An 11,714-nucleotide genomic window follows, 5' to 3' on the forward strand; every position below is an offset into this window, starting at 1 on the left:
CCACTGCCGATGCATGCACCCAGGCGGCGTCGGGCCGGCAGTTGCAGACCGCGGCAGATCGCGCGCGTCACCGCCACGCATAACGCTTGAAATTCCCCCCGCCGACAACACCGGCGACCGCAACACAGCAGGAGTTTTGCCATGTCCTCTTCCATCGTGGTCATCGCCGCTGGCGAACGCAGTACCGAAGCCGTCCTGGCGGCCGAAGCGCTGCGCCGCGCGGCCACTGCCGCCGGCCGTCGCGTGACGATCGAAATCCGCAGCGACCAGGGCGTGCTCGGCGCCTTGCCGGGCGAACTCGCCAGCAGTGCCGCCCAGGTCCTGGTGGTCGGCGACGCCGATGCCGACACCACCCGCTTTGGCGATGCGCAACTGGTGCGCCTGAGCCTGGGCGCGGTGCTGGACGACCCGGCCGCTGCGATCGGCAAGCTGGCCGCACACGCCGACCCGGCCGTCGCCGGCAATCCCGGTGGCACCGCTAGCGGCAACAAGCGCATCGTGGCCATCACCTCCTGCCCTACCGGCATCGCGCACACCTTCATGGCCGCCGAAGGCCTGCAGCAGGCCGCCAAGAAACTCGGCTACCAGATGCGGGTGGAAACCCAGGGCTCGGTGGGTGCGCAGGACGCACTCACCGACGACGAAATCCGCGCAGCAGACGTCGTCATCATTGCCGCCGACCGCGAAGTGGACCTGGCCCGCTTCGGCGGCAAGCGCGTGTTCAAGAGCGGCACCAAGCCGGCGATCAACGATGGCCCGGCGCTGATCAACAAGGCGCTGGCCGACGCCAGCGTGCAGGGCGGCGCGACTCCTGCCACCGGCACCGCTGCCAGCGGCACCGCGAACAAGGGCACCGGCCGCACCGGCGCCTACAAGCACCTGATGACCGGCGTCTCGTTCATGCTGCCGTTCGTCACTGCCGGCGGCCTGCTGATTGCTTTGGCATTTGCCCTCGGCGGCATCTACGCCGGCGACGATGCGCACCAGGGCACGCTGGCCTGGTCGCTGTTCCAGATCGGCGCCAAGGCCGGCTTCACCCTGATGGTGCCGGCCCTGGCCGGTTACATCGCCTACTCCATCGCCGATCGCCCGGGCATCGCGCCCGGCATGATCGGGGGCCTGGTCGCGGCCAATCTCAACGCCGGTTTCCTCGGCGGGATCATTGCCGGCTTCATCGCCGGCTACGGCGTGGCGGCGCTCAACCGCTATATCAAGCTGCCGCGCAACCTGGAAGGCCTCAAGCCGGTGCTGATCCTGCCGGTGCTGGGCACCCTGCTGGTCGGGCTGGCGATGATGTACGTGTTCGGCCAGCCGGTGGCCGACCTGCTGGCCTGGCTCACCGCCTGGCTGCGCGGCATGCAGGGCAGCAGCGCCTTGCTGCTGGGCCTGTTGCTCGGCGGCATGATGGCTTTCGACATGGGCGGACCGGTCAACAAGGCGGCCTATGCGTTCTCCACCGGCCTGATCGCTAGCCAGGTCTACACCCCGATGGCCGCTGCCATGGTGGCCGGCATGACCCCGCCGCTGGGCATCGCGCTGGCGACCTGGGTGTTCCGCAACCGCTTCACCGTGGAAGAGCGCGGCTCGGCCACTGCCGCCGGCGTGCTCGGGCTGGCCTTCGTGACCGAGGGCGCTATCCCGTACGCTGCGCGCGACCCGTTGCGCACCATCCCGGCGCTGGTGATCGGCTCGGCCGTGGCCGGCGCCATCTCGATGACCGCCGGTGCCGAATTGAAGGCACCCCACGGCGGCATCTTCGTGCTGCTGATCCCCAACGCCGTCACCCACCTGCTCAACTACGTGCTGGCCCTGGTGGTCGGTGTGGTGGTCACGGCCATCGCGCTGCGCCTGCTCAAGAAGCCGGTGACCGACGTCGTTGCCTGAGGCACCTCCGGCGGCACGGACCTGCCGCCGCACCTGACGCGCCCGCGTTTTCCCGCGCGCCCCTGACCTGCTTCACCGCTGCGCGCACCCAGGTGCGCTGCCAGCGGCATGCCCACCCACATGTTGTCGCGTTCGCCACCACGGCCACGCCCTTTTGTCCGGAGTCCTGCCATGACCGCTCTCGCCCCCCGCCGTGCCCGCCCCCGCCTGCTGTGCCTGTCGCTGACCTTGGCACTGACCCCGCTCGCCCACGCGCAGGATGCCGCCGATGCCTTCAAGCTCAAGCTCGGCTACACCGGCGAAGCGGCCTCGATGATCGACGGCGGCCGCAAAAGCGGCGACGCCTACGCCGGCCAGTTGATGGTCGGCACCGATGTCGACATGGACCGCCTGTTCGGCTGGAACGGCGCCACGGTGAAGTTGTACGTCAGCAACCGCCACGGCACCAACCTGGCCAACAGCAGCATCGGCAACAGCACCTCGGTGCAGGAAATCTACGGCGGCCAGGGCACGCGCCTGGCCAACTTCACCCTGCTGCAGAAACTTTTCAACGACCGTCTGGAACTGGAAGCCGGCCGCAGCGTGGCCAACATCCACTTCCTGGGCTCGGACCTGTGCCAGTACTTCCAGGGCAACTCGGCCTGCGGCAACCCCACCTTCGTGTTCCGCACCAGCAACTTCACTTACTGGCCGGTCTCCAGCTGGGCCGCGCATGCCACCGCCTGGGTCACACCGAAGGTCTATCTGCATGTCGGCGCCTACGAGGTCAACCCCATCCAGGCACAGGACGGCCAGCACGGCCTGAACTGGAGCACCAACGACACCACCGGCGTGGTCGTGCCCTATGCCGTCGGCTACAAGAACAAGGGTGGCGACGGCAGCATGGCCGCCATGTACGAACTGGGCGGCTGGCAGGACAACTCCGACTACACCGACCCGCTGCGCGACCGCAATGGCAACCCGGCCGTACTGAGCGGCTTGGGCTATGAAAACAAGCAAGGCCGCTCGGGCATGTTCGCCCGCTTCGAACAGCAGGTGACCAACCCCGACCCGTCGGGTACGCGCGGCCTCACCGTCTTCGGCGCCATGCTCAAGAGCACCGGCGGCCAAGCCATCGAAGACCATTTCATCCAGCTCGGCCTGGTGCAGAAAGGTACCTTCGCCAGCCGCCCGCAGGACAACATCGCTTTCGTGATCACCCAGCAGAAATACAGCGACGAAGCGATCGAAAACCTGCGCCTGGCCCGCGCCTCCGCCGGCGGCACCGGCACCCCAGCCGACAACCAGATCATGATGGAGCTCAGCTACGGCATCCAGGTCACCAAGCGCCTGCGCATCGCCCCGAACCTGCACTACGTGATCAACCCCGACCAGTTCAACGAACCGACCCGCACCAACGATCTGAAGAACGCATTGATTGCGGGCATGCGGATCGACTGGAATCTGTGACCCGAAGAGAGCTGCGCGCGTTGCGCGCATGCTTGGTGGGCATCACTGCCTGAAGTGAGCGGCGGGTGCGTTGCATTTACTGCAGTGCAACGCATTGCGTCGACTCGGTTGGCATGGGCAATGCCGGATTTGGCCAATGAGTTCGATGAGCCGCTTAGGCGCGACCGCACGCGAGGTGGCTTTTTCGACCGCCCCTGTCGCGCAAGCCAGTGGCTGTAATGACGACTTCACATCATTGCGAATCTGATGTTGCTCGCAGATTGATCGCTCTGTATTGCCGCTGGTTGCCGTAACGCGGCCCATTCTTCTCAAAGGTGGCGCAGAGCCGGTCTTCGCCACATGGAGCTAGGTCGGCAAGGGACACGCGATCCAGGTAGTCGATGGACGCTCGAAGCTGTGCGAGTTCGGTTCGCTTTTCGGTAACGATGCCAACCGAATAGGCCACCGCCCCCAGCGCTAGCAAGCCCGCCAAGAGCATCGTGGCCGATGCGATCCACATGCGCCGAGTGCTCCGCGTTTCCAAGGACTGCTGGGCCTGCGCGTAACGTCGCGTGGCTTGCTGCAATGTCTCATCCGCAGTCGCCATTTCTTTGTTGAATCGCTTGGCGGCTGGCTCCAGCGTCTGCGTCAACGCCTGATTGGTCAGCTGCGTCAGTCTCGGCAGTGCGTTGTCCAATGCCCTAGTGACCTTGGCATCGGCATTGCTGGCGGCGTTCTGGAGCACATGGAGTTGCTCGGCGACCACCTCGCGCAACCGTTGTTCGCGCTGCTGCATGGATGCCACCAGCGTCGTCAGCACTTTGACCGTCTCTTGCAACGAAGCGTTCGATGCATTCAACGTGGCCATCATTTCCGCCATTGCGGCGGCGTCTTGCCTATCCATGAGGTTTCCTGAGCTCGGCTGGTCACGGAAGCGATTTTGACTAACCGCCGCCCCCTCCACCACCACCACCTCCTCCCCCGCCTCCACCGCCGTCTCCACCCCCACCGCCGTCCCCTTGGGGACCGCTCTGCATCGGTCCCTTGGCAAACTCCGGCAGCGTCATCACCATGACCGGCCCGCGGCTGGTGTTGATTTCCGCTGAGACATCCATCCCCAGCGCCTGACGTGTGGTGGCGAGCTCCTGGGCCTCCTGCTGGGCTTGAGCCTCAAGGAACTCGTTGCCTCTTTTGATGAGCGCCTGCGTCGCTGCGCTGTTGGCGACCCGATTCAGCGCTTGCTCGATCGCCAACTCGTTCTTGCTGTCGAGCGCATAGAGCACTTCGTCCACGTCAGGGTCGCCCGTGATCGATTTGCGCTCGGCCTGCGAAGAATCGTTTGGCGCATCCCCTCCCCCCGGATCGACCGAGCGCTGAGCTAGAGGTGGAAAGGCATCGGTTTGCTCAGCAGCTTCACTAGGCGAGCGGTGACTTGGTGGGTGGGCGCTGAATGCATCCATGCTTCCACCCTCCTGGTCTAGCGCCCTCTTTTGAGCGAAGGGATAAGGTTCTCCGCGCTCGCGATACTCCCTCCATTCCTGGTGGAAGCGTTCGTCTTCCCGATCCGCCGCCTCAATCTCCTGTTGCAGTTGACGCAGCGAGCGCATGGTCTCTTCCAGGAACAGGGCGCCACCCGGGTCTGCGGCGCTGCGTTCCCGCGCGGGGGTCGATTGGGCTTGCTGGTTTTCCGCGCCTGATGGCTCTGAGGGAAAGCGATTTTCTACTCTATTCCCCAGCGATCGCCCGTGTGTTTGCGCGAGAGTTGTTGGGGCCAGCAAAGCCACCCCATGCTCAGCGAGCGAGCCACCTGAGAAACAGGCCTGCTCTGTCTCCGCATGCCGTTCAGAAGTGGAGGAGTCCGCGGATTGCGATGCAGTCAACGGTTCTGCTGCCGTAGGCGTTGTTGCGGATATGACGCGAACCGGCGCTGCCTCCTGCTCACGCGCCACGTCTTGCTGACGGACCGACGCTTGCTCCATCTCTGCTTGCTGCGTTTGCACCTGGGGATGCAGTGCTGGCGGCACCACGTCGGCCTGCACGCTTTGCATAGGTTCGTCGCCGGATTCCCTGCCCCCAGAGGGAGGCCCATGGAGGTGCGCAGCATCGCGACTCTCCAACGCATGCGTTTCCAGCGCGCGTGCCGCTTCTTGTGCTTGATGCGGCTGTGCGTCGCCTGGACCAGGCGCCTGCATCCGTGGGTCAGGTGTGGTGTGAGCCGGGTGTTCGCCTGCCCATTGGTTATGCGCTTCTAGCTGCTGGTAGGCGTCTGCCTGCTGCAACTCGGGCTGCGGCGTTTGCTGAGCCAGCGCCGCATCCGGAGCGTGCGGCTGAGGATCGGCTTGCTGCGAGGAGTGCTGGCTGGGGTCTTGCTGCTGCGCTTGCTGAGCCTGACGTTCCTGGACTTCGACCCGCGTGGCTTCTTGAGCCTGGCGCTCTTGCTGCTCCCGTTGCTGGTTGTCTTGGGCTTGGCGCTCCTGCGCCTGACGTTCCTGGAAATTCCTTTCCTCACGCTCCTGCAGTTCGCGTTGCTGGCTGGTCTGTGCTTGCTGCTCCTGCACTTGCCGCTCTTCTGACTCCCGCTGCTGCTCGGCTTGGCGCTGACCTTCCAGCACGGCGTGGGCCTGGATTGCTTGTTCGTTCTGCGCCCGCTCTTCGCGCTCCGGCTGTGCCTGTTGGAGGTGCTCGCGCACCTGCGCGGCGTGCTGCTCTTGCGCGAGGCGATCTTGCTGTTCGCGTTCTTGCCGCGCCTGCGCCGCGACAGAGGCTTGCAGGTGCGCTTGGATATCCAGCACCTGCTGCGGATTGGACGACTCGGAGGCCGAGGTGTCCGCCTCTGCCGTTCCCTCAGGCGCGCGCCCTAGGCTTGGCGACTGTAGTCGATTGCCTTGCGCCTCGCTCAACGCCTGCCGGATGGCTTCGCTGCTGGTCACGGCCACCACACGAGTGATTCCATCGCTGTCGCGCTGGAGGTGCGCGATGGGGCTGTCATACCCGTATTGCCCCGACGCATTGCGTTGTAGCTGCTGCATGGTCGGCCCGGTGATGCCATTGGCGTCCCTAGTCCGCTGCGCGGCCAGCGCCACTGCCTGCTGAGTCTGAGGGTTCACGTTCAAATCGACGCCTGCGGCCCGGTAACGGTGCAGCAGCTCGTTGTGCTCTATCTGCGCAGCCGTAGGGGCGGGAAGCGCCTGGATCGCTGCCAGGGTCTCCTGGGCACGCTCCACCGACGGCTGGCGCACCTGGTTCGTCAACTCCAGTTCCACCGCCAGGTTTCCAGTAGCCACCCCATCCTTCCCAGCCCACTGTCCAGCGTCGTTCCGCTGGTAGACCTGCCCGTCGTGTCCCTGCACCTGACCTTGCTTGGCGAGGACACTTTCCACGGCTGCCGGCACTTCCACTCCATAGTCGCGGGCGCGCTGCGCAGCATGGTTTTCCAGGTAAGCGGCGGCGATGGCTTCGCGCCCGGTGGCGATGTTGGTTTCGATGCGGCCCAGGGCTTCCTGGTTGAGCTGTTGCGCGCGTTCGGGGGAGGCGGTTTGGTGTTCGTAGCTGCCTCGGTCGTTGGCACCGGACACAGCGTTTTTGACTTGGCGTTCCCATGCCTGGCTCTCGGGATTGCGATGCCAGTTCTGGTTGTCTAGTCCAACTTGGTCGCTGGCCCGTGCAGGGAGGTTGAACGGGTCCTGCGGTGCAGGAGCTTTGCCCAGCGCCAACTCCACTGCCTTGGCGTTGGCCAGCGCGCCCAGTTCCTGGGATTTCTCATAGCTGGCGACTACGGGCTGCTCGCCGCTTGTGCGCCGGCCATCCGGAGCGAGCTCGATGGCCGCGTCGCGCTGCCAGTTGCGACCGTTGAACTGCCACTCCACGCCAGCTTTGTCGGTCTGGTGGTAGATGGCGCGGTTGTCCAGCAGATCGGCGCCTTTATCGAACGCCTTGCTCATCAACAGCGCGTCGCCAACCATCAACGCAGCCGGCACGAAGCCGCTTCCTCCCAAGGCTGCTGCCGTGGACGCACCACCGGCCCAGCCACCGACATTGCGGGCCAGTGCATGGGTAACCTCAGACTGCGCGGCCGTGGCATTGCCTTGTTCCAGCAGCTCGGCCGAACGGCGCGCGGTCAGCACTGCATCAGCACCTGTCGCCAACAAGCCACCCGAGCGCACCAAGGTACTAGCCGACGCATTGCCCAGCAGCATTTCTATGGATGCGGCACCGCTTTGACCGCGAGGAATTCGCAGCGATCTGGCGGCTTCTTCGCCCAAGGTGTTCTCAACAACAGCAACACCCCCCGGCGATATGGTCAAGCGTCCACCGTGGTAAGCGTTTGAAATAGCCTGAGACAAACCATGCCGCTGGAGTTCGACTGCACCACCGCGGGTCAGAGGATTGGGGACGCTCTGGATATGTTGGAGTGTGGCCACCACACGGCCTTCGGTGTGGGTGACCACAGCCCAACCATGATCTCCTGGCACGTAACCCTTCAGGCTCAGAAGTTGCGCAACATGGGCCTGTCCGTAGGCGACTTCGTCGCGAAAGAAATTCTGGACGCCTGGACGGATGTCGTCGGCGCGAAGGCCAAGTGGCGCATTGGTGTGCAAATCGCCATTAATCAGTCCCACACGCACTGTGTCGCGGAGGGTCTCTACGCGACCTGAAATTCTTCCAAGTGCGTCCAAGTCACCTGATAGGGCCTTGATGCCATCAGGGGTTTGCTCAAGGCGCCCCAAGCGATCAATTAGCCCATTCTGGTAATCAGAGATGGGTCCACCGCTATGCGGCGTGGTCCCCAAAGTCTGAGCAAACGCGGGATCTGCAGGCAGAAAAATGCGATTCTCAGGGGCATGAATATCAAAATATCCCGCGTCCGAGAGCCCCTTAAGTAGCTGGCTTCGCTCTAGCGTTTGTTGCTCAATGGCGTGGTGGTCTTGGAAAATAGGTCCGTTGCGTGGCATGGATCAGATCCTTCCTAGAAGCCATTGCTGCGCGGCTAGATGTCCGAAGCATCGATAAACCAAAGCCCATCAGCATCGGTGTCGGTCTCGATACCTGCCGCTGCGGCTGCATCCTTAAAGACTTGATCGCAGAATACCCGGCCGGTGTAAGGCGTCTTGAAGACATGCGCCGGACCCAAACGCACGCGGTCGAACGTTACACTGGCGCCGCCGGTCAGATCGTAAAACTTGCCATTGACGAAGTCTTCGGTTGTGTCAATGAAGAGCTTGGACGCTTCTTCGTCCAGTGCGTCAATCTCTTGGATCACGTCACAGAGAAAGTAGGGTGGCCCTTTCGCACCATCAGCCAACCGATAGTCCACCTCTGCGAAAGCGAACGCAGTGGGATCGACCGAGGTCATGACTTGAAAGAGTCGTTCGGATACAAGCCAGTATCCACTGAAGCCAGGCTCCAAGTCCTTAGGAGGTGGGCCTTTGCTGGGGTGATAGACCAAACGCGGCGTTTCGCGCAACGGAGGGAAACCACCGCCTTCAGGCCTCAGAATCAGGCGCGGGGGTGACAACAAATTCTTGACGTTCTCAAAGACAACGCCGTTCACCGGTCCGTTGATCGTGCCCGCTTCGAGGATAAAGAACTCACCAGCCTTGGGCTGATTGGCTGTCGTCGTTTCCATCGGTTGTATCCGTCATTGATTTATGTCGCCGGGATCATTGCGGCAAAGTTTAGCGCCGCAGTCTCATTTCTGGGCAGATGGTGCAACGGTGGTGTCCTGTCCGCTGCTCTGACGCTCCCAGGTCTGACAATCGGAATTGCGGCACAAGTTTAAGATGCCCATAGCCTGGGCATGCCCTTCGTCATGCGGCATGAAGAATCAATTTTCAGGTGAATCAATGTCGAAGCGATCTGAGTTCGACAGCACCCGCAAGATGCGGCTGTAACGAAGGGTTTGCTGCTCGAACCCATGATGATCATGAAAAATAGGGCTGCTGCGCGGCATGCTCCCTGCTCCTTATGTGTTGCCCAGATGCGGCTAGACGTCTGATGCGTCGATAAAAGAGATGCCGCTTTCACCAGCATCATCAGGAATCCCCGCGTCATGGACCGCATCTTTGAAGGCTTGGTCGCAAATCAAGAATGAGCTGAACGGCGTAAGGAAGACGTGTGCTTGACCCAGGACTTCCGGCCTAAAGGCCAAGCTGGCTCCCCCTCCCACCGAGTAGAACTTGCCATTGACGTAGTCGTCGTCTACTTCAATTTGTAGCTTCGAAGCAACTTCGTCCAAGGCATCAAGCTCGCGAACAACGTCGCACAAAAGGTGGCGCGGACCTCTGGCACCGTCGGCCAAGCGGTAATCTACCTCCGCAAAAGCAAAGGCGTCGGAGTCCACCGACACCATGACATCGTGGAGTCGCTCAGAAACCAGCCAATAGCCACTAAATCCCGGCTCTAGATCCCGCGGGACTGGACCTGTCTTTGGGTCGTAGGTCAGCTGAGGTGTTTCGCGGAGCGTCGGAAATCCTCCTTCCTCCGGCCGCAGGATCAACCGCGGAGGGGAAAGCAGGTTGCGAACATTCTCGAACCTCACCCCACAGGGCGGTCTGTTGCTCTCCATGTCTGCTTCGACCATGTAAAAGCTCCCGGCCGTCGGCTGATTTGGCGTCGTTGATGGCATGCGTTTCATCCCTTCCGTGCGGTGTGGTCTCAGCTGACAGAAAGAGCTTAACTCGACCGCTTTGCCGACCCAAGCAATAAGGCAACGGAGAGGCCACATTCCACTTGCCGCCCGGATCGCAGGCTCCTGCCACCGATTACCAAATGATCCACCACCCAAATATCGAGAGATGCCAGCACCTGCTCTCGCAAAACCTGGGTGGGAAAAGCCCCCCCGCTCTGAGCGTTCGCCAAATCTGAAGCTACGTGGCCATCGCCAATTTCATTGCTAGGGTGATGCCGCCTAGCGCCATGTTGGGGCGCTAATGGTTGTACGTCCATAGCCAGCGCATACGGCTGCCAACCGGGCAGTCCCGACAACGGATAGTATGATTCGGCCGGGGCAAGCAGTTGCTTCCACGGAACGATGCGCTCCATCTCCGCAAGGAAGATCTCGCGCCGGATCTGCTTGCGCTTGCCCAGGCCTTCAGCGTCACCGAACTTCAATTGCATGGATGCCTCTTCACTCCGAACCAATAGGGTTGCGCATTTGTGGCACGTTGTTCAGAGGTTCCTTAGACCTACAGCAGCGCATCCAACGCAGCCAAGATTTCCGGCCCGGTGGTAATTGCCCAATCAGCCACCCGAGGATCGACGCTTGCGCCGTGCGCAGCCTGATTTCCGGCTGCGACTAGGTCTTCCAAGCCGCTAGCGACGCCATAAGGAATTATCTCGCGACGTGTTAGCTCGCGAATCAACTTCGATAGCGAGCCCCAATTCATAGGCAGGTCGTGGCGCTTGGATAGTTGCCGAATGCGTTGCTCAATCTCGATGCGTAGGCCGACTAGCGCAAGATTTGGATCCTGATCTGCTACCGAAACGTAGCTTGGCTGGGATTGTGTAACGGGCGGTGGCTGATGGGAAGCCGTGGGAGGAGGCTCTGAGGAAGACGTTACCTTTTCACCAGCCTCTCGAAGGTCTCTAAATTTGACTTCCCAGCCGCCCGGGAATTTTGCACTTTCGATCAGTTCCGACAGCCACGGCAGCACCGCTACGATCATCAGACCGAGCGTAACCAAGTCAATCTTGATCTCAGGAAAAGCGATACGCACTGCGATAGCAGAAACCGCCACAACGGAGATGACTGCCTTCAACCAGTTGATGGAAATTTCCTTGTTTCGCCAAGACATGGTGTTTGGTCTGCAGGTCTAACGCCTGAATTAAGCCGAGCCGAGAATCGGCTTCTGCTTGCATGAATTGTTAGGTGGCACTTTGCAATGCATAACGAACCGCCCAATAAAGAATGTACGAAAGCCCTACCATCGAGAGGACGACGCTGGAGTAACGCACTAGTTTGTTGGGGCGCGGCGCCGGAATTGCCTGAACAATCTCTGCGAGTCCGTCATCACTCTTTGATGGCCATGAGACTTGATTCCATACGGTTGGCTCCTCATACAAATACGAGATCGTGACCTGCTCTTTTGGCGCGAGGGTCGGGATCAAAATCTGAAAAGTTCCGGATGGACTGAATTCAAAGTTGTAGTGCATTGGGGGATTGACTTTAACGCTTACGCTGGCCAGAGGCACCCCGTGTGGGACACGTACATTAGCCGCCGACTTTTTGCCAGCGTTCTGAAGCACGACGCTATGCATGTGCGTCTGCGGTGCGTTGTTGCTGGGAAAGGCTGCTACGTTACCAATGTATGTCACTAAGCGCGATTTGCCCTCCAAGTAATGCTTGATGAGCACCGCAACAATGAGCGACAAGAGCGGCGCGGCTGTCGACTCCCCGCAATTCA

The 11,714-nt window shown here is 61.8% G+C and carries 9 protein-coding genes and 1 pseudogene; 2 read left to right on the top strand and 8 right to left on the bottom strand.

From position 1 onward, the window contains the following. Nucleotides 1–141: 141 nt before the first annotated feature. Both J7396_RS14320 and J7396_RS14325 read left to right on the top strand, forming a co-directional pair. The gene (locus J7396_RS14320; protein ID WP_008571276.1) at nt 142–1,884 is read left to right on the top strand and encodes a fructose-specific PTS transporter subunit EIIC; all 1,743 of its coding nucleotides are present in this window, start codon (nt 142–144) and stop codon (nt 1,882–1,884) included. A gap of 171 nt (nt 1,885–2,055) precedes the next feature. Continuing rightward, the gene (locus J7396_RS14325; RefSeq protein WP_014090422.1) at nt 2,056–3,333 is read left to right on the top strand and encodes a carbohydrate porin; all 1,278 of its coding nucleotides are present in this window, start codon (nt 2,056–2,058) and stop codon (nt 3,331–3,333) included. A 232-nt stretch (nt 3,334–3,565) separates the two neighbouring features. Here J7396_RS14325 and J7396_RS14330 read toward each other — a convergent pair whose 3' ends face one another. From J7396_RS14330 to J7396_RS14360, 8 genes and pseudogenes are all read right to left on the bottom strand, one after another. Continuing rightward, a complete protein-coding gene (locus J7396_RS14330) occupies nt 3,566–4,216 on the bottom strand; it encodes a hypothetical protein (protein ID WP_209261628.1) in 651 nt (216 codons plus the stop codon). 40 nt (nt 4,217–4,256) lie between these two features. Further along, nucleotides 4,257–8,264 carry a hypothetical protein gene (locus J7396_RS14335; protein ID WP_209261629.1) on the bottom strand — a complete coding sequence of 1,336 codons (4,008 nt, stop codon included), beginning with the start codon at nt 8,262–8,264 and terminating at the stop codon, nt 4,257–4,259. Nucleotides 8,265–8,299: 35 nt separating this feature from the next. After that, nucleotides 8,300–8,938 carry a DUF1629 domain-containing protein gene (locus J7396_RS14340; RefSeq protein WP_008571680.1) on the bottom strand — a complete coding sequence of 213 codons (639 nt, stop codon included), beginning with the start codon at nt 8,936–8,938 and terminating at the stop codon, nt 8,300–8,302. A gap of 198 nt (nt 8,939–9,136) precedes the next feature. Then, nucleotides 9,137–9,262: a hypothetical protein gene (locus J7396_RS22735; RefSeq protein ID WP_267459826.1), complete on the bottom strand. Its 126-nt coding sequence runs from the start codon at nt 9,260–9,262 to the stop codon at nt 9,137–9,139. Nucleotides 9,263–9,295: 33 nt separating this feature from the next. Then, nucleotides 9,296–9,892: a DUF1629 domain-containing protein gene (locus tag J7396_RS14345; protein WP_008571681.1), complete on the bottom strand. Its 597-nt coding sequence runs from the start codon at nt 9,890–9,892 to the stop codon at nt 9,296–9,298. 365 nt (nt 9,893–10,257) lie between these two features. Further along, nucleotides 10,258–10,428 (bottom strand): annotated as a pseudogene (locus tag J7396_RS22580) (IS5/IS1182 family transposase); the annotation flags it as partial. Nucleotides 10,429–10,496: 68 nt separating this feature from the next. Next, a complete protein-coding gene (locus J7396_RS14355) occupies nt 10,497–11,105 on the bottom strand; it encodes a DUF4145 domain-containing protein (RefSeq protein WP_008571684.1) in 609 nt (202 codons plus the stop codon). Between the two features lie 70 nt (nt 11,106–11,175). Further along, nucleotides 11,176–11,714 (bottom strand): hypothetical protein (locus tag J7396_RS14360; RefSeq protein WP_209261631.1); only part of this gene is annotated, 539 nt, incomplete at its 5' end.

The organism is Xanthomonas sp. A1809, assembly GCF_017746015.1.
Taxonomy (GTDB): Bacteria; Pseudomonadota; Gammaproteobacteria; order Xanthomonadales; family Xanthomonadaceae; genus Xanthomonas; species Xanthomonas euvesicatoria.